This window comes from Enterobacter cloacae complex sp. 372C4, from assembly GCF_050030615.1.
Taxonomy (GTDB): Bacteria; Pseudomonadota; Gammaproteobacteria; order Enterobacterales; family Enterobacteriaceae; genus Enterobacter; species Enterobacter intestinihominis.
Window position 1 is genome coordinate 695,369 of the sequence record NZ_JBLGUQ010000001.1, and the last position, 26,382, is coordinate 721,750.

General features: G+C 53.5%; 29 protein-coding genes and 1 other annotated feature. Of the genes, 13 read left to right on the forward strand and 16 right to left on the reverse strand.

Annotated features, from left to right (window positions below):
* Positions 1-245: 245 nt before the first annotated feature.
* From clpB to rluD, 3 genes are all read right to left on the reverse strand, one after another.
* Positions 246-2,819: an ATP-dependent chaperone ClpB gene (gene clpB, locus ACQG11_RS03285; protein ID WP_426728174.1), complete on the reverse strand. Its 2,574-nt coding sequence runs from the start codon at positions 2,817-2,819 to the stop codon at positions 246-248.
* 129 nt (positions 2,820-2,948) lie between these two features.
* Entirely contained in the window at positions 2,949-3,680 is a 732-nt protein-coding gene (gene yfiH, locus ACQG11_RS03290; RefSeq protein WP_023298396.1) for a purine nucleoside phosphorylase YfiH, read from the reverse strand.
* The gene (rluD, locus tag ACQG11_RS03295) at positions 3,677-4,657 is read right to left on the reverse strand and encodes a 23S rRNA pseudouridine(1911/1915/1917) synthase RluD (RefSeq protein WP_022649057.1); all 981 of its coding nucleotides are present in this window, start codon (positions 4,655-4,657) and stop codon (positions 3,677-3,679) included. Before rluD ends, yfiH begins: the two co-directional genes overlap by 4 nt.
* Positions 4,658-4,788: 131 nt before the next feature.
* On the opposite strand from rluD, the gene bamD reads away from it, so the two are divergent.
* The 4 genes from bamD (at position 4,789) to pheA (ending at position 7,555) form a co-directional block, all read left to right on the forward strand.
* Positions 4,789-5,526, forward strand: a complete 738-nt coding sequence (bamD, locus tag ACQG11_RS03300; RefSeq protein WP_003863164.1) for an outer membrane protein assembly factor BamD — start codon at positions 4,789-4,791, stop codon at positions 5,524-5,526.
* A 267-nt stretch (positions 5,527-5,793) separates the two neighbouring features.
* Positions 5,794-6,135 carry a ribosome-associated translation inhibitor RaiA gene (raiA, locus tag ACQG11_RS03305; RefSeq protein ID WP_006811628.1) on the forward strand — a complete coding sequence of 114 codons (342 nt, stop codon included), beginning with the start codon at positions 5,794-5,796 and terminating at the stop codon, positions 6,133-6,135.
* A gap of 103 nt (positions 6,136-6,238) precedes the next feature.
* Positions 6,239-6,364 (forward strand) — a sequence feature (Phe leader region).
* The gene (pheL, locus tag ACQG11_RS03310; RefSeq protein WP_100229775.1) at positions 6,240-6,287 is read left to right on the forward strand and encodes a pheA operon leader peptide PheL; all 48 of its coding nucleotides are present in this window, start codon (positions 6,240-6,242) and stop codon (positions 6,285-6,287) included. (Overlaps the previous feature by 48 nt.)
* A 30-nt stretch (positions 6,365-6,394) precedes the next feature.
* The gene (gene pheA, locus ACQG11_RS03315) at positions 6,395-7,555 is read left to right on the forward strand and encodes a bifunctional chorismate mutase/prephenate dehydratase (RefSeq protein ID WP_023306733.1); all 1,161 of its coding nucleotides are present in this window, start codon (positions 6,395-6,397) and stop codon (positions 7,553-7,555) included.
* On the opposite strand, the gene ACQG11_RS03320 is transcribed toward pheA, so the two are convergent.
* The 3 genes from ACQG11_RS03320 to aroF are packed head-to-tail and all read right to left on the reverse strand — an operon-like array spanning position 7,552 to position 10,687.
* Positions 7,552-8,424, reverse strand: coding sequence for an SMP-30/gluconolactonase/LRE family protein (locus ACQG11_RS03320; RefSeq protein WP_023306734.1), 873 nt, complete (start codon positions 8,422-8,424; stop codon positions 7,552-7,554). The two genes, pheA and ACQG11_RS03320, sit on opposite strands and share 4 nt — an antisense overlap.
* Before the next feature lie 60 nt (positions 8,425-8,484).
* On the reverse strand, positions 8,485-9,606 hold the full coding sequence (tyrA, locus tag ACQG11_RS03325; RefSeq protein ID WP_022649060.1) for a bifunctional chorismate mutase/prephenate dehydrogenase: 1,122 nt from the start codon (positions 9,604-9,606) through the stop codon (positions 8,485-8,487).
* A 10-nt stretch (positions 9,607-9,616) separates the two neighbouring features.
* Positions 9,617-10,687 carry a 3-deoxy-7-phosphoheptulonate synthase AroF gene (gene aroF / locus ACQG11_RS03330; RefSeq protein WP_006811632.1) on the reverse strand — a complete coding sequence of 357 codons (1,071 nt, stop codon included), beginning with the start codon at positions 10,685-10,687 and terminating at the stop codon, positions 9,617-9,619.
* A gap of 478 nt (positions 10,688-11,165) precedes the next feature.
* On the opposite strand from aroF, the gene ACQG11_RS03335 reads away from it, so the two are divergent.
* Genes ACQG11_RS03335 through ACQG11_RS03345 form a run of 3 tightly spaced genes read left to right on the forward strand, consistent with a single transcriptional unit; the run spans position 11,166 to position 13,410 of the window.
* Complete coding sequence (locus ACQG11_RS03335; RefSeq protein WP_426728175.1) at positions 11,166-11,702, forward strand: YfiR family protein; 537 nt, start codon at positions 11,166-11,168, stop codon at positions 11,700-11,702.
* Complete coding sequence (gene dgcN, locus ACQG11_RS03340) at positions 11,695-12,915, forward strand: diguanylate cyclase DgcN (RefSeq protein WP_045308387.1); 1,221 nt, start codon at positions 11,695-11,697, stop codon at positions 12,913-12,915. Before ACQG11_RS03335 ends, dgcN begins: the two co-directional genes overlap by 8 nt.
* A gap of 12 nt (positions 12,916-12,927) precedes the next feature.
* Positions 12,928-13,410, forward strand: a complete 483-nt coding sequence (locus ACQG11_RS03345; RefSeq protein ID WP_426728176.1) for an OmpA family protein — start codon at positions 12,928-12,930, stop codon at positions 13,408-13,410.
* 2 nt (positions 13,411-13,412) lie between these two features.
* Here ACQG11_RS03345 and ACQG11_RS03350 read toward each other — a convergent pair whose 3' ends face one another.
* From ACQG11_RS03350 to ffh, 7 genes are all read right to left on the reverse strand, one after another.
* A complete protein-coding gene (locus ACQG11_RS03350) occupies positions 13,413-14,783 on the reverse strand; it encodes a PepSY-associated TM helix domain-containing protein (protein ID WP_426728177.1) in 1,371 nt (456 codons plus the stop codon).
* Between the two features lie 38 nt (positions 14,784-14,821).
* On the reverse strand, positions 14,822-15,226 hold the full coding sequence (locus ACQG11_RS03355; RefSeq protein WP_022649065.1) for a DUF2946 domain-containing protein: 405 nt from the start codon (positions 15,224-15,226) through the stop codon (positions 14,822-14,824).
* Between the two features lie 132 nt (positions 15,227-15,358).
* Positions 15,359-15,706, reverse strand: coding sequence for a 50S ribosomal protein L19 (rplS, locus tag ACQG11_RS03360; protein ID WP_002914145.1), 348 nt, complete (start codon positions 15,704-15,706; stop codon positions 15,359-15,361).
* Between the two features lie 43 nt (positions 15,707-15,749).
* A complete protein-coding gene (trmD, locus tag ACQG11_RS03365; protein ID WP_003863138.1) occupies positions 15,750-16,517 on the reverse strand; it encodes a tRNA (guanosine(37)-N1)-methyltransferase TrmD in 768 nt (255 codons plus the stop codon).
* 31 nt (positions 16,518-16,548) lie between these two features.
* Positions 16,549-17,088, reverse strand: coding sequence for a ribosome maturation factor RimM (gene rimM / locus ACQG11_RS03370; protein WP_003863136.1), 540 nt, complete (start codon positions 17,086-17,088; stop codon positions 16,549-16,551).
* 15 nt (positions 17,089-17,103) lie between these two features.
* Positions 17,104-17,352: a 30S ribosomal protein S16 gene (gene rpsP / locus ACQG11_RS03375; protein ID WP_022649067.1), complete on the reverse strand. Its 249-nt coding sequence runs from the start codon at positions 17,350-17,352 to the stop codon at positions 17,104-17,106.
* A 116-nt stretch (positions 17,353-17,468) separates the two neighbouring features.
* Positions 17,469-18,830: a signal recognition particle protein gene (gene ffh / locus ACQG11_RS03380; protein ID WP_003863132.1), complete on the reverse strand. Its 1,362-nt coding sequence runs from the start codon at positions 18,828-18,830 to the stop codon at positions 17,469-17,471.
* A gap of 166 nt (positions 18,831-18,996) precedes the next feature.
* Here ffh and ACQG11_RS03385 point away from each other — a divergent pair, with 166 nt between their 5' ends.
* Positions 18,997-19,788, forward strand: coding sequence for a cytochrome C assembly family protein (locus ACQG11_RS03385; protein ID WP_014832951.1), 792 nt, complete (start codon positions 18,997-18,999; stop codon positions 19,786-19,788).
* A 19-nt stretch (positions 19,789-19,807) separates the two neighbouring features.
* On the forward strand, positions 19,808-21,094 hold the full coding sequence (locus tag ACQG11_RS03390; protein WP_026094274.1) for an HlyC/CorC family transporter: 1,287 nt from the start codon (positions 19,808-19,810) through the stop codon (positions 21,092-21,094).
* 52 nt (positions 21,095-21,146) lie between these two features.
* Here ACQG11_RS03390 and grpE read toward each other — a convergent pair whose 3' ends face one another.
* Complete coding sequence (grpE, locus tag ACQG11_RS03395; protein ID WP_003863126.1) at positions 21,147-21,740, reverse strand: nucleotide exchange factor GrpE; 594 nt, start codon at positions 21,738-21,740, stop codon at positions 21,147-21,149.
* 122 nt (positions 21,741-21,862) lie between these two features.
* Here grpE and nadK point away from each other — a divergent pair, with 122 nt between their 5' ends.
* From nadK to bamE, 3 genes are all read left to right on the forward strand, one after another.
* Positions 21,863-22,741, forward strand: coding sequence for an NAD(+) kinase (gene nadK, locus ACQG11_RS03400; RefSeq protein WP_022649070.1), 879 nt, complete (start codon positions 21,863-21,865; stop codon positions 22,739-22,741).
* 85 nt (positions 22,742-22,826) lie between these two features.
* Positions 22,827-24,488, forward strand: coding sequence for a DNA repair protein RecN (recN, locus tag ACQG11_RS03405; RefSeq protein WP_022649071.1), 1,662 nt, complete (start codon positions 22,827-22,829; stop codon positions 24,486-24,488).
* Positions 24,489-24,626: 138 nt separating this feature from the next.
* Positions 24,627-24,965 (forward strand): outer membrane protein assembly factor BamE, encoded by a 339-nt coding sequence (gene bamE / locus ACQG11_RS03410; protein ID WP_003863121.1) that lies wholly within the window; start codon positions 24,627-24,629, stop codon positions 24,963-24,965.
* A 61-nt stretch (positions 24,966-25,026) separates the two neighbouring features.
* Here the strand turns inward: bamE and ACQG11_RS03415 are convergent, their stop codons facing one another.
* Both ACQG11_RS03415 and ACQG11_RS03420 read right to left on the reverse strand, forming a co-directional pair.
* Positions 25,027-25,314: an RnfH family protein gene (locus ACQG11_RS03415; RefSeq protein ID WP_003863119.1), complete on the reverse strand. Its 288-nt coding sequence runs from the start codon at positions 25,312-25,314 to the stop codon at positions 25,027-25,029.
* Positions 25,304-25,741 (reverse strand): type II toxin-antitoxin system RatA family toxin, encoded by a 438-nt coding sequence (locus tag ACQG11_RS03420; RefSeq protein ID WP_003863117.1) that lies wholly within the window; start codon positions 25,739-25,741, stop codon positions 25,304-25,306. Before ACQG11_RS03420 ends, ACQG11_RS03415 begins: the two co-directional genes overlap by 11 nt.
* 156 nt (positions 25,742-25,897) lie before the next feature.
* Here ACQG11_RS03420 and smpB point away from each other — a divergent pair, with 156 nt between their 5' ends.
* Positions 25,898-26,380: an SsrA-binding protein SmpB gene (gene smpB / locus ACQG11_RS03425; protein WP_003863115.1), complete on the forward strand. Its 483-nt coding sequence runs from the start codon at positions 25,898-25,900 to the stop codon at positions 26,378-26,380.
* Positions 26,381-26,382: the final 2 nt, after the last annotated feature.

The window sequence follows — 26,382 nt, forward strand, 5'->3', positions numbered from 1 at the left end:
ATTACGCTTTCCCGCTTCAGAGTCAAGCGTTTATTTTGCTTTTCTCTGCTGACCCGGCGGCTTGCGTGCCGTTGTTCCGTGTCAGTGGAGGCGCATTATAGGGAGTTCTTCTGAGGCTGCAAGTGCAAAGTGAAAATTATTTACTGACTGCTCACTTTCCAGGCAAAACACATCTCAGACCTTAATTCTTGCCTGGTTTTTAAACAAAAACGAGCCGCAAGCGGCCCGTTTTTGCGTTTTGTGACTTACTGCACTGCCACAATTCGGTCTTCGTTGGCTTCCAGACGGATAACTTTGCCCGGAACCAGCTCCCCGGAAAGGATTTGCTGCGCCAGCGGGTTTTCGATCTGCTGCTGGATTGCACGTTTTAACGGACGCGCGCCATAAACAGGATCGTAACCATTCTCGCTCAGCAGTTTCAGCGCATCATCCGAGATGTGGATTTCATACCCACGCTCTTCCAGACGCTTGTACAGACGCTGCAACTGGATCTGCGCAATCGACGCAATGTGTTTCTCACCCAGCGGATGGAACACGACTACTTCATCAATACGGTTGATGAACTCCGGACGGAAGTTTTGGCTGACCACACCCAGCACCAGATCTTTCATATGGCTGTAATCCAGCTCACCGAAGCGTTCCTGAATCAAATCGGAACCCAGGTTCGAGGTCATGATCACCACCGTGTTACGGAAATCGACCGTTCTTCCCTGCCCGTCCGTCAGGCGTCCATCATCCAGCACCTGCAACAGAATGTTAAACACGTCAGGATGAGCCTTTTCCACTTCATCCAGCAGGATGACGGAATAAGGACGACGACGAACCGCTTCCGTCAGGTAACCGCCCTCTTCATAACCGACATATCCCGGAGGCGCACCGACCAGACGCGAGACAGAGTGTTTCTCCATAAACTCGGACATATCGATACGCACCATCGCGTCATCGCTGTCGAACATAAAGTTAGCCAGCGCTTTACACAGCTCGGTTTTACCGACACCGGTTGGCCCCAGGAACAGGAACGAGCCGATGGGACGATTCGGATCGGACAGCCCCGCACGGCTACGACGAATGGCGTTAGATACCGCTTCGACCGCTTCGTTCTGGCCAATGACGCGCTGATGCAGATCCTGCTCCATACGCAGCAGTTTTTCGCGTTCACTTTCCATCATGCGAGCTACAGGAATCCCCGTCCAGCGCGCCAGCACTTCGGCAATCTCGGCGTCCGTCACTTTATTACGCAACAGACGCATGGTTTTGCCTTCCGACTGCGTGGCGATCTCAAGCTGTTTTTCCAGCTCAGGGATCTTGCCGTACTGTAGCTCGGACATCCGCGCCAGGTCCCCTACGCGACGCGCCTGCTCAATGGCAATTTTCGCCTGCTCCAGCTCCGCCTTGATTGTCTGGGTGCCAGAGAGGGAGGCTTTCTCTGCTTTCCACTCTTCTTCCAGCTCAGAATACTGACGCTCTTTCTCATCCAGCTCTTCGTTGAGCATATCGAGGCGTTTCTTACTCGCTTCATCAGACTCTTTGTTCAATGCCTGCTGTTCCAGCTTGAGCTGAATAATGCGGCGATCGAGTCGGTCCAGCTCTTCCGGTTTCGAGTCAATCTGCATACGGATGCTGGACGCCGCTTCATCGATAAGGTCGATGGCTTTATCCGGCAACTGACGGTCGGCAATGTAACGATGCGAAAGCGTCGCCGCCGCAACGATGGCCGGGTCAGTGATCTGCACATGATGGTGCAGCTCATAACGCTCTTTCAGACCACGCAAAATCGCGATGGTATCTTCAACGCTTGGTTCTGCGACAAACACCTTCTGGAAGCGTCGCTCCAGCGCGGCATCTTTTTCAATGTACTGACGATACTCGTCCAGCGTAGTGGCACCGACGCAGTGAAGTTCACCACGTGCCAGCGCAGGTTTCAGCATGTTCCCTGCATCCATTGCGCCGTCAGCTTTACCTGCCCCCACCATAGTGTGCAGTTCGTCAATAAACAGGATGACGTTGCCTTCCTGTTTCGCCAGATCGTTCAGCACGCCTTTCAGACGCTCTTCAAATTCACCGCGGTATTTCGCCCCGGCCACCAGCGCGCCCATATCCAGCGCCAGTACGCGACGGCCTTTCAGCCCTTCGGGCACTTCGCCATTAACGATACGCTGCGCCAGCCCTTCAACGATGGCGGTTTTACCGACGCCAGGCTCACCAATCAGCACCGGGTTGTTTTTGGTACGGCGTTGCAGTACCTGAATAGTCCGGCGAATTTCTTCGTCGCGACCGATTACCGGGTCAAGTTTGCCCTGCTCGGCACGTTCGGTCAGATCGACCGTAAATTTTTTCAAAGCCTGACGTTGGTCTTCGGCTCCCTGGTCGTTCACGCTTTCACCTCCGCGCATTTTCTCAATCGCCTGGGTCACATTAGCGGTGGTTGCACCGGCGGATTTCAGCAGGTCGGTTAAAGTACCGCGTGATTCAAGCGCCGCCAGAACAAACAGCTCTGACGAAATAAAGTTGTCCCCACGTTTTTGCGCCAGCTTGTCGCAAAGGTTCAGTACACGCACCAGATCCTGTGACGGCTGTACGTCGCCACCGGTACCTTCTACCTGCGGTAAACGACTCAGCGCCTGATCGATGGCGGTGCGTAACTGGCCGGCATTAATGCCAGCGGACGTTAACAAAGGACGTACCGATCCCCCTTCCTGATTCAGCAAGGCGCTTATTAAATGAAGAGGTTCGATAAATTGGTTGTCGTGCCCCAGTGCGAGGGACTGGGCATCGGCGAGAGCAAGCTGGAATTTATTAGTAAGACGATCCAGACGCATAACTCCTCCCATAACAGGTCAAATTTGCTACTGGAGATTAAATGAGGTCATCCCTCAATTATTCAAGGTTAATAACCTGAATTATGTGAAAAGAAAACGGCGCGTACCGGATCGTCTTGATTCTTTAGGTTATATCAGCCAAATGAAACTTGCCATACGGCCTGTCGTCTTGTCACGGCGCCAGGAGAAAAAATCACCCTTTTCGGTGAATGTACAGCGATCGCCGCCGAAGATCTGGGTCACGCCGACATTATTAAGGCGCTGGCGGGCAAGCTGATAAATATCGGCCAGATATTTATCGCCGGATGCCACAAACGCATTAACCGCCTGAGGATCTTTTTCCATAAAAGCTTGCCGAACCTCAGGCCCCACTTCAAATGCCTGCGGGCCAATCGCCGGGCCAAGCCAGGCGATGAGATTTGCAGAATCGTCCTGGAAGCAGGCAACGGTCTCTTCCAGCACGCCTTCACACAGGCCACGCCAGCCCGCATGCGCTGCTGCAATCTCCGTACCGGCACGGTTACAAAACAACACCGGCAGGCAATCAGCGGTCATCACCGCGCAAACCGTTCCCGGCGTATTGCTGTACGAAGCATCGGCGCGTTTAGACGCATAGGGCTCACCCGTAAGCTTCAGCACCGCTTTACCGTGCACCTGCTCAAGCCAGACCGGTTTTGAAGGAAGGTTTCCCGCAGCAAACAGACGTTTACGGTTCTCTTCGACGTGCTCCAGGTTATCGCCACAGTGCGCACCGAGGTTCAAAGACGCCCACGCACCCTGGCTCACGCCACCGATACGGGTCGAGCTACAGGCGGCCACGCCTTCAGGCAGCGGCCACTCCGGGACAATCAGTTTGGTCATAACCAGTCCACGTGATCCTTATGTTCTTCGAAATCTGCGCGCATCGCGTCGATAAGTTCCACCATATCCTGTGGGATAGGCGCATGCCATTCCATCTGAATTCCGGTGATTGGGTGGTAAAGACGTAGCATCGTCGCATGCAGCGCCTGGCGATCGAATTTACGCAGCACGGAGATGAATTCATCCGATGCGCCCTTTGGTGGACGCGGACGACCGCCGTAAACAGGGTCACCCACCAGCGGATGGGTAATATGCGCCATGTGCACGCGGATCTGGTGAGTACGCCCGGTTTCCAGACGCAGACGCAGGCGCGTATGAATACGGAAATGTTCCATGATGCGGTAATGGGTTACCGCCGGTTTACCCATCGGGTGCACGGACATATGCGTACGCTTGGTTGGATGACGACTAATCGGCTCTTCCACCGTGCCGCCAGAGGTCATATGACCAATGGCCACCGCTTCATACTCACGGGTGATTTCGCGCAGCTGCAAAGATTCCACCAGTCGAGTCTGGGCGGGGATCGTCTTCGCCACCACCATCAGACCCGTGGTGTCTTTATCCAGACGGTGAACGATACCGGCACGCGGTACGTCAGCTATCGGCGGGTAATAATGAAGGAGTGCGTTAAGTACCGTACCGTCAGGATTACCCGCGCCCGGATGGACGACAAAGTCACGCGGTTTGTTGATGACCAGAATATCGTCATCTTCGTAGACGATATCCAGCGGGATATCCTGCGGCTCGAAGCGGACTTCCTCTTCGATTTCAGCATTGATGGCGACAGCTTCCCCACCAAACACTTTCTCTTTTGGTTTGTCCCAGATCTTGCCGTTTACCAGCACGCGCTGGTCAAGGATCCATTCTTTTATACGTGAACGCGAATAATCAGGGAACAATTCGGCCAAAGCCTGATCTAAGCGTTGACCGAGCTGATTTTCGGAGACTGTTGCGGTGAGTTCTACTCGTTGTGCCATAAACTGCTTCTTCGTTTAACGTTGGGTTTTACGGCTTTGCCGTTTAATATAGTGTGCTATTGTAGCTGGTCTTAATCGGGAGCAGGAACTGAGTTTCTCCCGGACAAACATTTGAGGAAAGTCAAAACGTCATGACGCGCATGAAATATCTGGTGGCAGCGGCCACGTTGAGCCTGGCTTTGGTGGGCTGCTCCGGTTCGAATGAACAGGTCCCTGACAATCCGCCGAATGAAATCTATGCGACTGCACAACAAAAGTTGCAGGACGGTAACTGGAAACAGGCGATAACGCAACTGGAAGCGTTGGATAATCGCTATCCGTTTGGTCCGTATTCACAGCAGGTACAGTTAGATCTTATCTACGCCTACTATAAAAATGCCGATCTGCCGCTGGCTCAGGCAACGATCGATCGTTTCATGCGTCTGAACCCTACCCATCCTAACATCGATTACGTGATGTACATGCGCGGCCTGACTAACATGGCGCTGGATGACAGTGCATTGCAGGGCTTCTTCGGGGTGGATCGTTCTGACCGTGACCCGCAACATGCGCGTGATGCTTTCAATGACTTCTCCAAACTGGTGCGTAGCTACCCGAACAGCCAGTACATTACCGATGCCACTAAGCGTCTGGTGTTCCTGAAAGATCGTCTGGCGAAATACGAGTACTCCGTCGCGGAATACTACACTCGCCGTGGCGCATGGGTTGCCGTGGTTAACCGTGTAGAAGGCATGCTGCGTGATTATCCAGATACCCAGGCCACGCGTGATGGCCTGAAGCTGATGGAGAATGCGTATCGCCAGATGCAGATGACGGCTCAGGCTGACAAAGTGGCGAAAATCATCGCCGCGAACAGCAGCAACACCTGATACCGCTACAACGCATAACGGCAGCCCGCAGGCTGCCGTTTTTTTATTCTTTCAAACTTACGCTGAAGCGGTTTAGCTTCAACACATCCAGTCAACTATGACCGCAATTGCTGGCTTCGACAAGGTAAATCTCACCTCTTCCTGCCCTGCCTCACAAAAAAGATTCCCTGACAAAAACCGACAAAATAACGTGATCTAAATCACACATTTTGACATTAGGTCGGGTATGCTGGAATCACCAAGACGGAAAGACAAGAGGTAAAATTTATGACAATGAACATTACCAGTAAACAAATGGAAATTACTCCGGCAATCCGCCAGCACGTCGCAGACCGTCTCGCCAAACTGGATAAATGGCAAACACATTTGATTAATCCACATATCATCCTGTCCAAGGAGCCGCAGGGTTTCGTCGCTGATGCAACTATCAATACTCCAAACGGCCATCTGGTCGCCAGCGCTAAACACGAGGATATGTACACCGCAATTAACGATTTGATCAACAAGCTGGAACGGCAGCTCAATAAAGTGCAACACAAAGGTGAAGCCCGTCGCGCCACAACATCGGTGAAAGACGCCAGCTTCGCGGAAGAAGTTGAAGAAGAGTAATCCTTTAAATTGAGTGTACCGACAACGCGCCTTCGGGCGCGTTTTTTATTGACAGGATCAAAACAGTACAGGTACTTTAACCCTATCAATTTCAGGATGACCTAATGAAACAGACGCCGTTTTTCTTCGCATTCTTTTTTACCTTCCCCTGACCGGGAGGCGTTTCGTCGTGTGATAAAGAATGCGAAGACGAACAACAAGGCCTCCCACAGCGGGAGGCCTTTTTTATTGATAACGATAAAATGAGACAGACAACACTATGACACCGGAAAACCCGCTCCTGGATTTACGCGTAAAAATCAGTGCACTCGACGAAAAGTTACTGGCCCTGCTGGCAGAACGCCGCGCGCTCGCCATTGAAGTTGGCAAAGCCAAGCTGGATTCTCATCGGCCGGTGCGCGATATCGATCGCGAGCGTGATTTACTGGAACGGTTGATACAGCTCGGCAAAGCGCATCATCTTGATGCCCACTACATCACCCGCCTGTTCCAGCTCATCATTGAAGATTCCGTTCTGACGCAACAGGCCCTGCTCCAGCAGCATCTGAACAAAACCAACCCGCACTCTGCTCGGATCGCTTTCCTCGGCCCGAAAGGTTCTTATTCTCACCTGGCGGCTCGCCAGTACGCAGCCCGTCATTTCGAAGAGTTCATTGAGAGCGGTTGTGCAAAATTTGCAGACATCTTCAACCAGGTCGAAACCGGCCAGGCAGATTACGCCGTGGTGCCTATTGAGAACACCAGTTCCGGCGCCATCAACGATGTTTACGATCTGCTCCAGCACACCAGCCTGTCGCTGGTCGGTGAGCTGACTATTCCTATCGATCACTGCGTGCTGGTCTCTGGCTCAACCGATCTGAGTCAGATCGAAACGGTGTACAGCCACCCGCAGCCGTTCCAGCAGTGCAGCCAGTTCCTGAACCGTTATCCGCACTGGAAAATTGAGTACACCGAAAGCACCTCGGCGGCGATGGAAAAAGTGGCGCAGGCAAACTCTCCTGCCGTCGCGGCACTCGGTAGCGAAGCGGGCGGCGCGCTGTATGGCTTACAGGTGCTGGAACGCAATCTGGCCAACCAGACGCAAAATATCACCCGTTTCGTGGTTCTTGCCCGCAAGGCCATCAACGTGTCGGACCAGGTCCCGGCGAAAACCACCCTGCTGATGGCGACCGGCCAGCAGGCGGGTGCGCTGGTTGAAGCGCTGCTGGTGCTGCGTAATCACAACCTGATCATGACGAAGCTGGAATCCCGCCCAATACATGGCAACCCGTGGGAAGAGATGTTCTATCTCGACGTTCAGGCCAACCTGGAGTCTGCATCCATGCAGAAAGCCCTGCGCGAACTGGGCGAGATCACACGCTCCATGAAGGTACTGGGCTGCTATCCGAGCGAAAACGTGGTCCCGGTCGATCCGGCTTAATGTTCGATAAAGCGGCTTTTCTTCATCCCTGCCACATTTACAGGCAGGGTGAAGATGGCACCGGAAAGCGGGTATTTCGCCAGCTCCTCCGCCTCCATATTTTCCCGCGTGGTGGTGATAAACAGCGTTTTCATATCGTCGCCGCCAAAGCAGACCATTGTCGGGCAGCGTACCGGCAGCCGGTATTCTTCCAGCTGTTCGCCTTGCGGTGAAAACCGTGCGATACGCCAGCCGTCAAACAGTGCGCTCCAGTAGCAGCCTTCCTCATCCATTGCCGCTCCGTCGGGTATACCCTCTCCCTCGCTAAAACGGCGAAACTCTTCGCGCTTACCGGGTTCCCCCTGCTTATCAAGCGGCGTACGGTAGATCACACCGTTCGGCGTATCAGAAGTAAACATCCACCGTTTGTCAGGGCTAAACGCTAAACCGTTATGCCCCTGAATATCGCACTGGATCACTTTCGGTGTCAGGTCGTTGTCGATACGCATCAACATGGCGCCGTTATAATCTCCCGGCCCCCAGAACGTGCCCGCATAAAACCGTCCCTGATGGTCGGTGCCTCCATCGTTAAAGCGTGCAAGCTGCGGGTTGGACGGGTTATCGCAAACCTTACGCTGGAGCAGGCCGTGTTTATCGGTCAGCCAGATGGCGTTTCGCATCGCGACGATAAATCCGCCGCGTTCACGCAGGGCAAAACACCCAACTTCTTCATGGAATGAGAGCACCGAGTGTTCCGCGGTGGGCAGATGGTACCGATGAATCTCCCCTTCCAGAATATCCGCCCAGTAGAGCGCCTTCTCTTCAGCACTCCACGTCGGGCATTCGGGCAGATGCCCGGTATAGTTCAACAGCAGCTGCGGTTCAGCCATGACAGTTCCCCAAAATGAAAAAAGCCAGCATTGCTGGCTTTCAGTATATACATCATCAGATTACTGGCGACTGTCATTTGCCTGGCGCAACAGCGTGCGGCTTTCACTCTGGAATCGCGTGGCGTAATCACCGAACCAGTGCTCCACTTTACGGAAACTGTCGATAAACGCTTGTTTATCGCCGTGTTCCAGCAAGGTGATCGCTTCGCCAAAACGCTGATAGTAGCGCTTGATCAGCGCCAGGTTATTTTCAGACGACATGATGATGTCGGCGTAAAGCTGTGGATCCTGGGCAAACAGTCGCCCGACCATCGCCAGCTCCAGACGATAGATTGGCGAGGAAAGCGCCAGCAATTGTTCAAGCTGAACGTTCTCTTCCGCCAGGTGCAGACCATAGGCGAAGGTTGCAAAGTGGCGCAGCGCCTGAATAAACGCCATGTTCTGATCGTGCTCAACCGCACTGATACGGTGCAAACGTGCCCCCCAGACCTGAATCTGTTCCAGGAACCACTGATACGCTTCCGGCTGACGACCGTCGCAGTAAACCACTACCTGCTTCGCCAGGCTGCCGCTGTCCGGGCCAAACATCGGGTGTAACCCAAGCACGGGCCCGGTGTGCGCCGCCAGCATTGCCTGTAGAGGGCCATTTTTAACGGACGCCAGATCCACCAGAATGCAATCTTCCGGCAGCGGAGGAAGTTTCGCGATAATCTGCTCCGTCACATGAATCGGTACGCTGACGATAACCATTCCGGCATCCTTCATGAGTTCCGGCGCATGCGGCCAGTCCTCTTTTTCCAGGATGCGCACCTGATAGCCAGAAAGCGTCAGCATTTTTTCAAACAGACGCCCCATCTGGCCGCCGCCACCGACAATCACCACCGGACGCAGCGACGGACAGAGAGTTTTGAAGCCCTTATCGTTTTCGCTGGAATAGGATTCCCGCATCACACGACGCAGGACATCTTCAATTAAGTCCGGTGAAACGCCCAGCGCCTGTGCCTCTTTACGGCGGGAGGCGAGCATAGAGGCCTCACGCTCCGGAACGTAAATTGGCAGGCCGTATTTGCTTTTAACTTCGCCGACCTCAGCAACCAGTGCCATGCGGCGCGCCAGCAGGTCCAGCAACGCCTTATCCACTTCATCAATTTGATCGCGTAATGCGGTCAATTCAGCAACCATAACTATCCTCTTATGCCAGACGCGTCGCCAGCTGGCCGTTCAAATCTTTGTGGATCTCACGCAGTAGCGCATCAGTGGTTTCCCAGCTGATGCAAGCATCCGTGACGGAGACGCCGGGCTTCATCGCGCTACGCGGCTGTTCCGATGACTGATTGCCTTCATGAATATTACTTTCAATCATCAGGCCGATAATTGAACGGTTACCATCTTTAATCTGTGCAATCACAGATTCTGCAACCGCAGGCTGGCGACGGTAATCTTTATTCGAATTACCATGACTGCAATCTACCATCAGCGCCGGACGCAGTCCCGCCTGTTCCATCTCTTTTTCACACTGCGCGACATCCGCCGGGCTGTAGTTTGGCGCTTTACCACCGCGCAGGATCACATGCCCGTCCGGATTGCCCTGCGTTTGCAGCAGGCATACCTGGCCCGCCTGGTTGATCCCGACAAAACGATGGGGCATAGCGGCGGCGCGCATGGCGTTAATCGCCGTGGCCAGGCTGCCGTCGGTACCGTTTTTAAAACCAACCGGCATAGACAGGCCAGACGCCATCTCGCGGTGGGTTTGTGACTCGGTGGTGCGCGCCCCAATCGCAGACCAGCTAAACAGATCGCCGAGGTACTGCGGGCTGTTCGGATCCAGCGCTTCGGTTGCCAGCGGCAGCCCCATGCTGACCAGCTCCACCAGCAGGCGACGCGCAATCTTCAGGCCCGCTTCCACATCAAACGAGCCATCCATGTGCGGATCGTTAATCAACCCTTTCCAGCCAACCGTTGTACGTGGCTTTTCAAAATAGACGCGCATCACCAGATAGAGGCTATCGCTGACCTCCTCCGCTAATGCTTTAAATCGACGAGCGTACTCAATGGCGGTTTCAGGATCGTGAATGGAGCAAGGACCACATACCACCAGCAGGCGCGGATCGCGGCCTGCGATAATGTCAGAAATGGTCTGGCGAGAGTGCTCAATCTGAGCTTCCTGCGCGACGCTCAGCGGGAATTCCGCCTTCAGTTGATCCGGGGTGATTAACACCTGTTCGTCAGTGATATGTACGTTGTTCAGCGCGTCTTTTTGCATGATTGCGATCCTGTAAAACTCGTTTGCGATAGTGGTTTTCCTCGAAGAGGTGACACAACGATAACACATCAAGTAAAGATTTCAATCCAAAATACGTACAGATTATTTTACAGCAGCCATTTAAATGCCAAATCACAGGTTAAAATCGTAAACATAAAATTACACATACGCTTTTAACGCCAGTCTACGCTCACACCAGGCACGCTATCCCGGCGCTGGCCGTTAGCTTAATTATCCTCGGGTGAATTGAGGGAAAGTTGCGTGGCTACATAAATCCTGGCAACAAAAAATGAATAAAAGTATGAATTCCAGCAGACTTAATTGAGCCTGCCTAAATTACTTTGAATATCGTGCTCTGTAAGATTTAGCTTAGGTCAAGACAGGGATATTTCTGACATAATGACGGCTTTGAGAAAGAATGGTATTCTGCCGGAAATTCATAAGGGCATCTATTTCCGGGGCGGTTTGGCGGATTCTGATGAGAAATACATTCTTGATCGCTTTGCTTCACCTCCCCCTGGCGCTAATGCTGTTCATTTTGGTGAACCCTGCATGGGCAGGCTCGCTCACGGAAACGGATAAATCGGTACGTTCGATTGTTTCTGGTATTGTAAGCTACACCCGATGGCCAGCACTTTCCGGCCAGCCTAAGCTCTGTATTTATGCCTCTTCCCGTTACAGACAGGCGCTCAGCAGTGAAGATGTAAATAACCCGTTGCCCTATAGTCCTGTCATTGTGCATAGCGATCGGGAAGCACTCACAGCAAGGTGCGATGCCCTCTATTTCGGGAGCGAATCACCGGCAAAACAACAGGAAATAATAAATCACTATCAGGGCCAGGCGTTGCTATTAATGTCAGAGCAAAATCCTGAATGCGTTATTGGCAGCGCATTTTGTCTGATAATAGAGCACAACAAGGTCAGGTTTTCCGTAAATCTGGATGCGCTGACGCGCAGTGGCGTAAGAGTCAATCCGGATGTATTAATGCTCGCACGGAATAAGAAGCATGAATAAGGAAGTCACACCAACACCGCGTCCGACGTTTAAAAGAACGTTGCGGCGAATCAGCATGATAAGCGTCATTATTACGATGACGTTTATATGGTTGCTGCTGTGTTTCGCTTCCGTGGTGACATTAAAGCAATACGCGCAAAAAAACCTCGAACTCACCGGCGCCACCATGAGCCACAGCCTTGAGGCCTCTCTGGTGTTCAACGATGCCGTGGCGGCAAATGAAACGCTGGCGACCCTCGGCAAGCAGGGGCAATTTGCCGTGGCGGAAGTGCTTAATGCACATCATAAACGGTTTGCCTGGTGGTCGTGGAACCCGGCGGATAATACCGACACGCTGGGCGCGCTGGTCAACCGGTGGTTGTTCCCTGTTCCTGTCGCACAGCCCATCATACATAACGGTAATGTGATTGGCGAAATTCGTCTGACCGCACGAGACAGCCTGATTAGCCACTTTATCTGGCTCTCATTTGCGGTCCTCACCGGCTGCATTCTTTTTGCCTCTGCCGTCGCATTGACCATCACCCGCTCGCTACATCATGGCATGGTTGTTGAAATGCAAAACATCACTGACGTTGTGCATGACGTCCGTACCAACCGCAACTTCTCTCGCCGGGTAACGGAAGGCCGCATCGAAGAGTTCCACCAGTTTGGTGAAGACTTCAACAGCCTGCTGGATGAAATGGAAGAGTGGCAGCTCAAGCTACAGGCGAAAAACGCTCAACTGTTGCGTACCGCCATGCACGATCCGCTCACGGGGCTTGCAAACCGCGCCGCGTTTCGCAACAACATTGCGGCCTTAATGAATGACGCTTCGGCAAAGACCAATTCTGCCCTGCTCTTCCTGGATGGTGATAACTTCAAGTTTATTAACGACACCTGGGGCCATGCCGCGGGCGACTGCGTACTGATCGAAGCCGCAAAAAGGATGGTCGAATTTGGCGAAAAACGTCATCAGTCTTACCGTCTTGGCGGCGACGAGTTTGCCATGATCCTTTATGGCGTCCACACCGCGCGTGAGGTCGAATATATTTGCGCTGCGCTGTCGCAGCAATTTATCCGTCCGTTTGATCTGCATAACGGACACACAGCATCAATGTCACTCAGCATTGGCTTTGCTCTGGCGTGGGAAAATGCCTCCGTCGAGGCATTACTGGAGCAAGCCGATCGCAATATGTACCTGGTCAAAAACCAGCGTTCGAAAACAATACCCTGAAATGAAGACGATATGTTGAAGCGATACATCGCGCCGTTGTTACTGGCATCTCTGGTTATGTCCGGGTGCCAGACGCCGGAGGGTAAATTCACACCAGAGCAAATCGCGGCCATGAAGTCCTACGGCTTTAACGAACTGAATGGCGACTGGTCCCTGGGCCTGTCGGATAAGATCCTGTTTGATAAAAATGACGCCAGACTGCGTCCGGAAAGTGAAACGCAGATCCAGACTATGGCCTCACGTCTGGCGGCAACCGGTCTGAATCACGCCCGGATGGACGGCCATACGGATAACTATGGCGAAGAGAGCTACAACGAAGCGCTTTCGTTAAAACGTGCCAATGTAGTAGCGGATGCCTGGGCGAAGGGCGCGAACATCCCGCGCAGCAACCTCAGTACGCGGGGTTTAGGCAAAAAATACCCTCTCAGCAGCAACCGTACTGCGCAAGGGCGCGCTGAAAACCGCCGTGTTGCGGTAGTTATCAGCACGCCTTAAGGCTATTTAGCGGATGTGCCGGCGAGCGACACGCCTGAAGCCGCTCGCCAGCGCAGCCAGTCAATCACGATAAATACCGCCAGACTGACGCCCATTACCGGCAACGCCAGCCCCAGCAGGAGGCTTATCATGAACGTCACTCCCCTTCCCCACAGCGGCAATGCCAGCCAGCTTTGACAGAGCGTCTGTACCGGGTTCGCGGCTGACGTCGCAGGACGACGCATCCACCACATCCGGTATCCCCAGATAATCAGCACGCACAGCGCAACGCCAAACGCGATGAGCAGCAGCTGATTTGCCAGACCAAACAGGATCCCCATATGGAAATCCACGCCCCAGCGGGTGAGTTTAGCCATCAGCGGGAAATCCCCAAAGCGAGTCCTGTCCAGCACCTTCAGAGAGTGGGGGTCCACGGCAACGGCATCAACCTGCGTCGGCCAGCGGCGATCGATTTCCGTCACCGTCCAGGCCTGGTCGACCCTGCTTGCCGGACGGATCTCAACGTTGTTAGCATCAATTCCTGACTGGCGGGCGGCCTGCAATACGCTGTCAAAAAGCGACAGTTCAACATGCATTTCAGGCATCGACATTCCGCCGTGATGACCACGATGTTCGGCGTGTTCATCCATCATTTCCGGCGCACCGGAAAGGGTGGTGTTTACCTGCGGCGTCAGCCAGTTCATCTCTGCACGCAGCTTATCGACGTTGCCACCGGCCCATTGTGACCAGGTTAACCCGGTGACTGAGAACAGCAGCATTCCCGCCAGTAACGTCCAGCCTAAGATCACATGCAGGCGACGACGATTCTGGAAACGATTGTTAATACGGCGCTTCGGTCGGGTATAGAACCACAGCGCGATCCCGCCCAGGGCAGCAACCCACATCCACGAGGCGGCTAACTCGCTATAGAGGCGCCCGAGGTTGCCCAGCATCAGCGAGGTATGCAGATAATCGATAGTCTGACGCAGCGGTAAAATCCCGCTGGTGCCGTATACGGTCATATCCCCTCGAACCTCAAGGCTGGCGGGATCAATAAAAATAGCCCGATGCTCGGAGGGACCCAGCGCCGGGTCGGCAAACATCACGCGGGTCGTTTCGCCCTCTTCCAGCCCCGGACGAACGGCATGCAGACGCAGATCTGATTCTACGGCCTTTTCGGCCGCGGCAATTTGTGCAGCAAGAGGCTGCGCCTCACCCACGGCATCCGTGTGGAGTGCATGATGGTACAGCGCATTTTCAAGCTGCGGCGTGGCGACATACAGCGTACCGGTCAACGCTGCGAAGAAAATAAACGGACCAACAAACAGCCCGATATAGAAATGGAGGCGACGCAGCAGGTTTCCCCATGCCGCGCGCGGAGTGCAGGTAGTCATACTTTTCCTTTTTAAGGCAAAAAGTGAGTGATTTTGTTTTAAAGGGAGAAAGCAGACCGACGCGGCGGCGCGCGGGTATCGGGGTAAAGCCAGGGGAAAAAGTGCCAGTGGCTGACCGCCTGACGAGGCGGCTTCATGCGCAGCCGCTGCAACACCACGCTGAGCAGAACGATAAGCGCCAGCATCACGCCCGGCACATGCGCTAACAGCACGCAGTAGCCGCAGGCTTCCGCATGGTCAACTGGCATGGAATGCGGCATATCCCCATGATGCTCGTCCATCGACATCATGCTCATGTCATGGTGCATGCCCGGCATGGCGCTCATGGGATCTTTTTGCAGCGAGACGGAGATCAGCGGCGCCACGACGATCAGCAAGATCGCAAACAGCGCGGTCAATGCCGCTGCGCGTTTCCAGCTATGCTGATGCAGTACGTTATCCACTTACCCTCCACCCAAGAGGCGAACATTGTAAATGATTTATGACGGAAGGGTTAACGCGAGAGGTGCGATGGGATAAAAAAAGGGCCAGCCTTTCGGCCAGCCCTTTCTGACAGGATGTCGCTTAAGCGAATCTTAGTTCAGACGCTCTTTAATACGAGCAGACTTACCAGTACGCTCACGCAGGTAGTACAGTTTAGCTTTACGTACAGCACCACGACGTTTAACAGCAATGCTGTCAACTACCGGAGAGTGAGTCTGGAAGACACGCTCAACGCCTTCGCCGTTGGAAATTTTACGAACAGTGAATGCAGAGTGCAGACCGCGGTTACGAATAGCGATAACCACGCCCTCGAATGCCTGCAGACGTTTTTTGGAACCTTCAACAACCCATACTTTCACTTCCACGGTGTCACCTGGACGGAAGGAAGGTACGTCCTGCTTCATCTGCTCTTGTTCAAGTTGCTTAATAATGTTGCTCATAATTTAATCTCTTATCCTGGGTAAACTGATATTCGGGAGCGTATTACGCTTTCCCATCATGTTCATGCTGCTGGTGCGCGTGTTCGGTTTTGAACTCGGCCAGCAACTTTGCTTGCTCTTCAGTCAGAGCCAGGTTTTCCAGAAGTTCAGGTCTTCTAAGCCAGGTCCGGCCCAGCGACTGCTTCAAACGCCAGCGACGTATCTCGGCATGGTTTCCAGACAGTAACACTGCCGGGACTTCCATCCCTTCTAACACTTCAGGACGAGTATAGTGTGGACAGTCCAGCAATCCATCGGCAAAGGAATCTTCCGTTGCCGAAGCTTCATGGCCCAGAACCCCCGGAATAAACCGGGCGACGGAGTCAATCAACGTCATTGCTGGTAGCTCACCACCGCTGAGAACGTAATCGCCGATAGACCATTCTTCGTCAATCTCGGTTTGAATTACGCGCTCATCTATCCCTTCGTAGCGACCACAGACCAGAATCAGCTTTTGATTCGTCGCCAGTTCGCTCACGCCCGCTTGATCAAGCTTGCGTCCCTGAGGTGACAGATAAATCACCTTCGCGCCTTCACCTGCCGCGGCTTTTGCTGTGTGAATGGCGTCCCGTAAGGGTTGCACCATCATCAACATCCCCGGTCCGCCGCCGTAAGGACGATCGTCCACGGTACGGTGCCGGTCATGCGTGAAGTCACGAGGACTCCAGCTCTGGATGCTCAGCAGGCCATTCTTTACTGCCCGGCCAGTTACCCCGTAATCGGTAATCGCGCGGAACATTTCAGGAAACAGGCTAATTATGCCAATCCACATAGCGCCGTCTTTTACCGTTTATCCGGAGAATTTAAAAACCAGGATCCCAATCTACTTCAATGGTTTGAGTAGTGAGATCGACTTTCTTGATAACCTGTCCATCGAGGAACGGGACCAACCGCTCCTTGATGCCAAATGCATCTTTCAGGTTTGCCTTAATGACGAGAACGTCATTTGACCCGGTTTCCATCATGTCGATGACTTTCCCCAGGCTGTAGCCTTCAGTGGTCACTACCTGGCAACCCATAAGGTCTTTCCAGTAGTAGTCACCCTCTTCCAGTTGCGGCAACTGCGACGAATCCACGACAATTTCACAATTAGTCAGCGCATTCGCGGCATCTCGATCGTCAATGCCTTTCAGCTTGATGATGATGTCCTGATTGTGGTGACGCCAGCTTTCCAGCTCGACCTCTTCCCACTTACCGGCTTTCTGGATAAACCAGGGCTGGTAATCAAAAATGCTATCAGCGTCTTCAGTGGAGGAAAACACTCTGAGCCAACCACGGATACCGTAGCAAGAACCCATTTTTCCCAATACGATCGGTTCAACAGGTGCTTTATTGCTCATCATGACCACCGTGACAGATTAAGCTGCTTTGTTTGCTGCTTTGATCAGCGTAGCAACGCGATCGGAAACAGTAGCGCCCTGGCCAACCCAGTGAGCGATACGATCCAGATCCAGACGAGTTTCTTCTTCTGCGCCAGAGGCCAGTGGGTTGAAGAAACCAACGCGCTCAATGAAGCGACCGTTGCGTGCATTACGGCTGTCAGTCACAACAACCTGGTAGAACGGACGCTTTTTAGCGCCGTGACGTGCTAAACGAATAGTTACCATAACATCCTCTTGTGTGAATAAAACAACCGGGCCCCATCGAGGAACGGAGCCCGGGTGTCATATTAAAAGCCCGAAAATTTTACTCATTTTCGGGCAAAAAGCAATCTCAAAAGCGATTATCGCCCAGGAAAACCGGGCGGCATCATGCCTTTCATGCCGCGCATCATCTTCGCCATGCCGCCTTTCTTCATTTTCTTCATCATGCGCTGCATGTCGTCGAACTGTTTCAGAAGGCGGTTAACGTCCTGGACCTGCATGCCGCAACCGGCTGCGATACGGCGCTTGCGGGAACCTTTGATGATTTCTGGCTTCGCGCGCTCTTTCAGCGTCATCGAGTTGATGATTGCCTCCATACGCACCAGCACTTTGTCATCCATCTGGGATTTGACGTTGTCCGGGATCTGCCCCATACCCGGCAGTTTACCCATCAGGCTTGCCATACCGCCCATGTTTTTCATCTGACGCAGTTGCTCAAGGAAGTCGGTCAGATCGAAACCGTCACCTTTTTTCAGCTTGCTGGCGAGTTTTTCAGCCTGCGCGCGGTCAACCTTGCTTTCGATATCTTCGATCAGCGACAGCACGTCGCCCATGCCGAGGATACGGGAGGCAATACGATCCGGGTGGAACGGCTCCAGCGCTTCGGTTTTCTCGCCCACGCCGAGGAACTTAATTGGCTTACCAGTGATATGACGTATAGACAGCGCCGCACCGCCGCGAGCGTCGCCGTCGACTTTGGTCAGCACCACGCCGGTTAACGGCAGGGCTTCGTTAAACGCTTTTGCGGTGTTTGCCGCATCCTGACCGGTCATGGCGTCGACAACAAACAGGGTCTCTACCGGATTGATAGAAGCATGAACCTGCTTGATTTCGTCCATCATCGCTTCGTCAACGTGCAGTCGACCGGCGGTATCCACCAGCAGCACGTCGTAGAATTTCAGCTTCGCCTCTTTCAGCGCCGCGTTAACGATGTCAACAGGCTTCTGCGCCACGTCGGACGGGAAGAAGTCTACGCCAACCTGCTCGGCCAGCGTTTCCAGCTGTTTGATCGCCGCCGGGCGATACACGTCCGCCGAAACCACCAGCACTTTTTTCTTGTGCTTTTCGCGCAGGAATTTCCCCAGCTTACCGACGCTGGTGGTTTTACCCGCACCTTGCAGACCCGCCATCAGCACGACGGCCGGTGGCTGAGCCGCCAGGTTAAGCACCTGATTCTCTTCGCCCATCGCCGAAACCAGCTCGTTACGGACGATTTTGACGAACTCCTGACCCGGAGTCAGGCTCTTGTTAACTTCATGACCAACCGCTTTCTCTTTCACGCGGTTGATAAAATCACGCACGACCGGCAACGCAACGTCTGCTTCCAGCAGCGCCATGCGCACTTCGCGCAGCGTTTCCTTGATGTTCTCTTCGGTGAGGCGTCCACGGCCGCTGATGTTGCGCAGCGTGCGCGACAAACGATCGGTTAAATTATCAAACATTGTCTCTCGCCTGGGGTAGAAACGTTAGGTCGCCTGGGCGACACATACACAGAATTTTGCCGGAGTATAACATGAAGGCGCCTTTGTTGTTATGCAACGGTTGGAGCAGGCGTCACGTAACGTTATACTGCTTCTCTTTCTTATTAAGACAACTGTCGACGCCTATATGCCTGTTTTCGCACTGATCGCCCTTGTTGCCTACTCTGTCAGCCTCGCGCTGATCATTCCTGGCCTGCTGCAAAAAAACAGCGGCTGGCGGCGCATGGCTATTCTTTCGGCAGTGATCGCACTGATTAGCCATGCGTTTGCGCTGGAATCACGCATCATTCCCGGCGACGGCAGCGTGCAAAATCTAAGCGTGCTGAACGTCGGCTCGCTGGTCAGCCTGATGATCTGTACGGTCATGACCATTGTCGCGTCTAAAAATCGTGGCTGGCTGCTGCTGCCGATAGTCTACGCCTTTGCGCTGATCAACCTGGCGTTAGCCACGTTCATGCCCAATGAGTTTATTACTCACTTGGAAGCCACGCCGGGGATGCTGGTGCATATTGGCCTGTCGCTGTTCTCCTACGCGACGCTGATCATCGCCGCCCTTTACGCCATGCAGCTCGCCTGGATCGACTACCAGCTGAAAAATAAAAAGCTGGCGTTTAACCATGAAATGCCGCCGCTGATGGTGATTGAGCGTAAGATGTTCCACATCACCCAGGTCGGCGTGGTTTTGCTGACGCTGACGCTGTGCACGGGCTTGTTTTATATGAAGAACCTGTTCAGCGTGGAGAATATCGATAAAGCGGTCCTCTCCATCATCGCGTGGTTTGTCTATATTGTCCTGTTATGGGGCCATTATCATGAAGGCTGGCGCGGACGTCGCGTGGTCTGGTTCAACGTTGCGGGTGCGGGCATTCTCACGCTTGCCTATTTTGGTAGCCGCTTCATACAGCAATTTGCTGGCTAAGTAACAAAAGGAGTTCCCCCTGGAACACATCTCTACCACCACGCTGATCGTCATTCTGGTCATCATGGTGGTCATCTCCGCTTATTTCTCTGGCTCTGAAACCGGCATGATGACGCTGAACCGCTACCGGTTACGTCATCGCGCCAAGCAGGGTAACCGTGCCGCGCGTCGTGTCGAAAAGCTTCTGCGTAAGCCGGACCGTCTGATTAGCCTGGTGCTTATCGGTAACAACCTGGTCAATATTCTCGCCTCTGCACTGGGCACCATCGTCGGGATGCGTCTGTACGGCAATGCAGGCGTGGCGATTGCCACAGGTGTGCTCACGTTTGTGGTACTGGTGTTTGCGGAAGTGCTACCCAAAACCATCGCGGCGCTTTACCCGGAAAAAGTCGCCTACCCGAGCAGCTTCCTGTTAGCACCGCTGCTTATTCTGATGATGCCGCTGGTCTGGCTGCTGAATATGGTGACACGGGTGCTGATGCGCATGGTTGGTATAAAGGCAGACGTCACCATCAGCAGCGCGCTCAGCAAAGACGAACTGCGTACCATCGTGAACGAATCCCGCTCGCAGATCTCCCGTCGCAATCAGGACATGCTCCTGTCGGTGCTGGATCTGGAAAAGGTCAGCGTTGACGACATTATGGTGCCGCGCAATGAAATCGTCGGGATTGATATTAACGACGACTGGAAGGCCATTGTCCGCCAGCTGACGCACTCCCCGCACGGGCGTATCGTCCTCTATCGCGATTCTCTCGACGATGCCATCAGCATGCTGCGTGTGCGCGAGGCCTATCGTCTGATGACTGAGAAAAACGAGTTCACCAAAGAGGTGATGCTGCGCGCCGCCGACGAAATTTACTACGTGCCGGAAGGCACCCCACTCAGCACGCAGCTGGTGAAGTTCCAGCGAAACAAGAAGAAAGTCGGTCTGGTGGTGGATGAATACGGCGACATACAGGGGCTGGTGACGGTCGAAGATATTCTGGAAGAGATTGTCGGGGACTTTACCACGTCAATGTCGCCTTCCCTTGCAGAAGAAGTCACCCCGCAAAACGACGGGTCAGTGCTTATCGACGGCAGCGCCAACATTCGTGAAATCAATAAAGCGTTTAACTGGCATTTGCCGGAAGACGAAGCGCGGACGATGAACGGAATGATCCTGGAAGCGCTGGAAGAGATCCCGGCGGCAGGTACGCGCGTGCGCATTGAGCAGTATGATATTGATATTCTGGACGTGCAGGACAATATGATTAAGCAGGTGAAGGTCCTGCCCGTTAAACCTTTACGCGAAAGTATCGCCGAGTAATGTTGTAGGCCGGGTAAGGCGAAGCCGCCACCCGGCACTACGGGTCGGCAAATTACGCTTTCGCTTTCGCCACGGTCACCATCGCAGCGCGAATAGTACGACCGTTCAGGGTATACCCTTTCTGCATCACGCCCAGTACGTTACCCGCGGCAACATCTTCGGATTCCACCATCGCAATGGCCTGGTGAACGTTTGGATCCAGCGGTACATCCGTATCGGCAATCACTTCAACACCGAACTTACGCACCACATCCAGCATGGATTTCAGCGTCAGCTCGATGCCTTCAATCATCGCCGCGTTATCCGGATTAGCTTTATCCGCCACTTCCAGCGCGCGATCCAGGCTGTCGATCACCGGAAGCAGTTCGTTGACGAATTTCTCCAGCGCAAATTTGTGCGCCTTTTCAACGTCCAGCTCGGTACGACGGCGCAGGTTTTCCATTTCCGCTTTGATACGCAGTACGCCATCGCGTTCGCGATTCTGCGCTTCTACCAACTGAGCTTCCAGATTGGCAATTTTTTCATCGCGCGGGTCCACCTGCTCAGCAGACGTGTCTGGCTCTACTGCCTCAACTTCATCGTGCTGTTCCGTGATAATTTCTTCAGGGGCTTGCCCCTCAGGCGTTTTCTGTTCTTTACTACTCATGAATTTCTCCGCGTTTTTCTGCATTCATCTCGCTAACTTCGCTTATTATGGGGATCAGTTTCCTGGATTCAAGGGAACAAGGCAGATTGTCATCATTCATCAGGCACAAGGACCTCCAGAAAATGAATAATCATTTCAGGTGTATTGGGATCGTCGGCCATCCGCGTCACCCTACCGCATTGACGACACATGAAATGTTGTATCGCTGGCTGTGTGGTAAAGGCTATGAAGTGATGGTCGAGCAGCAGATCGCCCAGGAGTTGCAGCTTAAAAGCGTCAGAACCGGCACGCTGGCGGAAATTGGCCAGCAGGCGGATCTCGCCGTGGTGGTCGGCGGCGACGGCAATATGCTGGGCGCGGCGCGAACGCTGGCTCGCTATGATATTAAGGTTATTGGTATTAACCGTGGCAATCTTGGTTTCCTGACCGACCTCGACCCGGACAATGCGCAACAGCAGCTGGCGGACGTGCTGGAAGGTCACTATATCAGTGAAAAACGGTTTTTACTTGAAGCCCAGGTCTGCCAGCAGGATTGCCAGAAGCGCATCAGCACCGCTATTAACGAGGTGGTTCTCCACCCTGGTAAAGTGGCGCACATGATCGAGTTCGAAGTCTATATCGACGAAATCTTCGCTTTCTCGCAGCGCTCTGACGGGCTGATTATTTCAACCCCGACGGGGTCAACTGCCTACTCGCTTTCAGCCGGAGGCCCAATCCTGACGCCATCGCTGGATGCGATCACCCTGGTGCCGATGTTCCCGCATACGCTCTCGGCGCGTCCGCTGGTGATCAACGGCGACAGCACCATCCGCCTGCGTTTTTCACATCGCCGCAGCGACCTGGAGATCAGCTGCGACAGCCAGATTGCGCTTCCCATTCAGGAAGGAGAAGATGTCCTCATTCGCCGCTGCGATTATCACCTGAACCTTATCCATCCAAAAGATTACAGTTATTTCAATACATTAAGCTCAAAACTCGGCTGGTCAAAAAAATTGTTCTGATTTTACATCCAGCGCTTTACTGTATATAAAACCAGTTTATACTGTATACAAACACAGTTATGGTTTTTCATACAGGAAAACAATTATGCTGGCACAACTGACCATCAGCAACTTTGCCATTGTTCGTGAGCTTGAGATCGACTTCCATAGTGGAATGACGGCGATTACCGGTGAAACCGGTGCAGGTAAATCCATTGCCATTGATGCCCTCGGCTTGTGCCTCGGCGGTCGTGCAGAGGGTGATATGGTGCGCACAGGTGCGGCCCGTGCCGATCTCTGCGCCCGCTTCTCGTTAAAAGACACGCCTGCCGCCCTGCGCTGGCTGGAAGCGAACCAGCTGGAAGATGGACGTGAGTGTTTACTTCGTCGCGTCATCAGCAGTGACGGCCGCTCCCGCGGTTTTATCAATGGTACAGCGGTTCCCCTTTCCCAGCTTCGCGAGCTGGGCCAGCTGCTCATCCAGATCCATGGTCAGCACGCGCACCAGCAGCTAATCAAACCCGAACAGCAGAAAGCCCTGCTCGATGGCTACGCGGGTGAGTACGCGCTTACTCAACTCATGGCGGAGCACTATCGTCAGTGGCATCAAAGCTGCCGCGAACTTGCGCAGCATCAACAGCAAAGCCAGGAGCGTACCGCGCGCGCCGAGCTGCTGGAATATCAGTTGAAAGAGCTGAACGAATTTAACCCTCAGGCGGGTGAATTTGAGCAAATCGACGAGGAGTACAAGCGTCTGGCCAACAGTGGTCAGCTGCTTTCCATCAGCCAGAATGCCCTGAACATGCTGGCGGATGGCGAAGACGTGAATTTGCAGAGCCAGCTGTATACCGTGCGTCAGCTTGTGACCGAACTGACCGGCATGGACAATAAACTTTCTGGCGTACTGGAAATGCTGGAAGAAGCCGCGATTCAGATTTCAGAAGCCGGGGATGAGCTGCGCCACTACTGTGAACGTCTGGATCTCGACCCGAACCGTCTGTTCGAGCTTGAGCAACGCATCTCCCGTCAGATTTCACTGGCGCGTAAGCATCACGTTACCCCGGAAGAGCTGCCGAATTACTATCAGTCTCTGCTGGAGGAACAGCAGCAGCTGGACGATCAGGCCGATTCCCTCGAAACCTTGTCTCTGGCGGTTAATCTGCATCATCAGCAGGCGCTGGAAACGGCGAAACGGCTGCACGACGTGCGACAGCACTATGCTCTGGAGCTTAGCCAGCATATTACCGACAGCATGCATACGCTGGCGATGCCGCATGGGGTGTTCACTATTGATGTTCGCTTTGAAGAGCATCACCTGACGGCGGAAGGCGCAGACCGCGTAGAATTCCGCGTCACCACCAACCCGGGCCAGCCTTTACAGGCGATTTCGAAAGTGGCTTCTGGCGGTGAACTGTCGCGTATCGCCCTGGCCATTCAGGTGATTACCGCCCGTAAAATGGAAACCCCGGCGTTGATTTTCGATGAAGTGGATGTGGGTATCAGCGGCCCGACCGCGGCCGTTGTCGGCAAACTGCTGCGTCAGTTGGGTGAATCGACGCAGGTTATGTGTGTGACTCACCTGCCGCAGGTCGCCGGCTGTGGTCATCACCACTTTATCGTTAGCAAGGAAACCGATGGCGAAATGACGGAAACGCACATGAAACCGCTGGATAAACGCTCACGCTTGCAGGAGCTGGCACGCCTGCTGGGGGGCAGTGAAGTCACCCGTAATACGCTCGCGAATGCGAAAGAACTGCTGGCGGCATAAACTTTTTCGGGATCTCAGGGTCATACAGAACAACAAAAACGCCGCCAGACCAGTTTCAAAGTGGGGCAAGGTCTATTATCATCGGCATATTACATATGAGCCGCGTACTGCTCGGGCCCGAAAAGGAATCAAATCACTATGCGCTGTAAAACGCTGACCGCTGCCGCAGCGGTTCTTCTGATGTTGACCGCAGGCTGTTCCACTCTGGAGAAAGTGGTTTACCGTCCTGACATCAACCAGGGGAACTACCTTACTCCTAACGATGTGTCCAAAATCCGCGTAGGTATGACACAACAGCAGGTCGCTTATGCCCTGGGAACCCCGATGATGTCCGATCCGTTCGGCACAAATACGTGGTTCTATGTATTCCGCCAGCAGCCTGGTCATGAAGATGTGACCCAGCAAACCCTGACGCTGACCTTCAGCAGTGCCGGCGTGCTGACCAACATCGACAACAAGCCTGCCCTGACCAAATAATCAGGCGCCAGCAACGCAAAAAGGTGCTCAATGAGCACCTTTTTTGTGTATGTTTATTTGGCTACTTACCGGATTTCTCTGCTCGCTGACGGCGCAACTCTTTCGGGTCGGCAATCAGCGGACGATAGATTTCAACCCTGTCGCCCTCTTTCAGCACATCACCGAGCTTAACCGGACGGCTATAAATGCCGACTTTATTCTTCGCCAGGTCAATATCACGGCGAAGTTCAAGGATGCCGGAGGCCCGGATAGCCGCCTCAACGGTGGCGCCCTCTTCAAGCGTCACGCGCTGCAAATACTGCTTCTCCGGCAGCGCATACACCACCTCAACAGCAATCTTATGCGACACTGTAAACCTCTTTGGCGCGCGTGGTGAACGCCTGAACCATATTCGAGGCCAGCTCTTTAAAAATTCGGCCAAACGCCAGTTCGATCAGCTTATTGGTAAATTCAAAATCCAGATGAAACTCAATGCGGCAGGCGTCAGCGCTCAGTGGCGTAAACTTCCACCCTCCCATCAGTTTTTTAAACGGACCATCCACCAGATGCATCAAAATACTCTGATTGCTCGTCAGGGTATTGCGCGTGGTGAACGTTTTGCTGATCCCCGCTTTGGAGACATCCACGGCCGCAGTCATCTGAGTCGGGCCGGATTCCAGCACCCGGCTACCGGTGCATCCTGGAATAAATTCCGGATAGGACTGAACGTCGTTCACTAACTGATACATTTGTTCCGCGCTGTAGGGAACAAGCGCAGTACGGCTAATCTGAGGCATAGCATTTTCCATGGTCACACAACAGACAAATAATAACATTTATCACCTGTTAAAAAAACGCTAAGCCTTATCTCGTGCTAAGATAGCGCGTTAGACCTCACAGGACGCAATGAGGTGACTTTTTAAAATCAGATTACCGACGGCTTTACGACACTTATGACGAAGAAAAAAGCACATAAACCTGGTTCGGCGACCATTGCGCTCAACAAGCGTGCTCGCCACGAGTATTTCATCGAAGAAGAATTCGAGGCTGGCCTTGCGTTGCAGGGCTGGGAAGTAAAATCGCTGCGTGCCGGGAAAGCCAATATCGGCGACAGCTACGTGATCCTGAAAGACGGTGAGGCCTTCCTGTTCGGCGCGAACTTTACGCCGCTGACCGTCGCCTCTTCACATTACGTTTGCGATCCTACCCGCACCCGTAAGCTGCTGCTGAACAAGCGCGAGCTGGAATCCCTCTACGGACGCATCAACCGCGAAGGCTTCACCGTAGTTGCGCTCTCTTTGTACTGGAAAAATGCCTGGTGCAAAGTGAAAATCGGCGTGGCGAAAGGTAAGAAACAGCACGACAAGCGTACTGACCTGAAAGCACGCGAGTGGCAGCTCGACAAAGCACGTATCATGAAAAACGCAGGACGTTGATT

Excerpts from the sequence above, each read along its gene's own strand:
- clpB (WP_426728174.1), bottom strand. The coding sequence starts at position 2,819 with ATGCGTCTGGATCGTCTTACTAATAAATTCCAGCTTGCTCTCGCCGAT.
- yfiH (WP_023298396.1), bottom strand. The coding sequence starts at position 3,680 with ATGACCAAACTGATTGTCCCGGAGTGGCCGCTGCCTGAAGGCGTGGCC.
- rluD (WP_022649057.1), bottom strand. The coding sequence starts at position 4,657 with ATGGCACAACGAGTAGAACTCACCGCAACAGTCTCCGAAAATCAGCTC.
- bamD (WP_003863164.1), top strand. The coding sequence starts at position 4,789 with ATGACGCGCATGAAATATCTGGTGGCAGCGGCCACGTTGAGCCTGGCT.
- raiA (WP_006811628.1), top strand. The coding sequence starts at position 5,794 with ATGACAATGAACATTACCAGTAAACAAATGGAAATTACTCCGGCAATC.
- pheA (WP_023306733.1), top strand. The coding sequence starts at position 6,395 with ATGACACCGGAAAACCCGCTCCTGGATTTACGCGTAAAAATCAGTGCA.
- ACQG11_RS03320 (WP_023306734.1), bottom strand. The coding sequence starts at position 8,424 with ATGGCTGAACCGCAGCTGCTGTTGAACTATACCGGGCATCTGCCCGAA.
- tyrA (WP_022649060.1), bottom strand. The coding sequence starts at position 9,606 with ATGGTTGCTGAATTGACCGCATTACGCGATCAAATTGATGAAGTGGAT.
- aroF (WP_006811632.1), bottom strand. The coding sequence starts at position 10,687 with ATGCAAAAAGACGCGCTGAACAACGTACATATCACTGACGAACAGGTG.
- ACQG11_RS03335 (WP_426728175.1), top strand. The coding sequence starts at position 11,166 with ATGAGAAATACATTCTTGATCGCTTTGCTTCACCTCCCCCTGGCGCTA.
- dgcN (WP_045308387.1), top strand. The coding sequence starts at position 11,695 with ATGAATAAGGAAGTCACACCAACACCGCGTCCGACGTTTAAAAGAACG.
- ACQG11_RS03345 (WP_426728176.1), top strand. The coding sequence starts at position 12,928 with ATGTTGAAGCGATACATCGCGCCGTTGTTACTGGCATCTCTGGTTATG.
- ACQG11_RS03350 (WP_426728177.1), bottom strand. The coding sequence starts at position 14,783 with ATGACTACCTGCACTCCGCGCGCGGCATGGGGAAACCTGCTGCGTCGC.
- rplS (WP_002914145.1), bottom strand. The coding sequence starts at position 15,706 with ATGAGCAACATTATTAAGCAACTTGAACAAGAGCAGATGAAGCAGGAC.
- trmD (WP_003863138.1), bottom strand. The coding sequence starts at position 16,517 with ATGTGGATTGGCATAATTAGCCTGTTTCCTGAAATGTTCCGCGCGATT.
- rimM (WP_003863136.1), bottom strand. The coding sequence starts at position 17,088 with ATGATGAGCAATAAAGCACCTGTTGAACCGATCGTATTGGGAAAAATG.
- rpsP (WP_022649067.1), bottom strand. The coding sequence starts at position 17,352 with ATGGTAACTATTCGTTTAGCACGTCACGGCGCTAAAAAGCGTCCGTTC.
- ffh (WP_003863132.1), bottom strand. The coding sequence starts at position 18,830 with ATGTTTGATAATTTAACCGATCGTTTGTCGCGCACGCTGCGCAACATC.
- ACQG11_RS03385 (WP_014832951.1), top strand. The coding sequence starts at position 18,997 with ATGCCTGTTTTCGCACTGATCGCCCTTGTTGCCTACTCTGTCAGCCTC.
- grpE (WP_003863126.1), bottom strand. The coding sequence starts at position 21,740 with ATGAGTAGTAAAGAACAGAAAACGCCTGAGGGGCAAGCCCCTGAAGAA.
- nadK (WP_022649070.1), top strand. The coding sequence starts at position 21,863 with ATGAATAATCATTTCAGGTGTATTGGGATCGTCGGCCATCCGCGTCAC.
- recN (WP_022649071.1), top strand. The coding sequence starts at position 22,827 with ATGCTGGCACAACTGACCATCAGCAACTTTGCCATTGTTCGTGAGCTT.
- bamE (WP_003863121.1), top strand. The coding sequence starts at position 24,627 with ATGCGCTGTAAAACGCTGACCGCTGCCGCAGCGGTTCTTCTGATGTTG.
- ACQG11_RS03420 (WP_003863117.1), bottom strand. The coding sequence starts at position 25,741 with ATGCCTCAGATTAGCCGTACTGCGCTTGTTCCCTACAGCGCGGAACAA.
- smpB (WP_003863115.1), top strand. The coding sequence starts at position 25,898 with ATGACGAAGAAAAAAGCACATAAACCTGGTTCGGCGACCATTGCGCTC.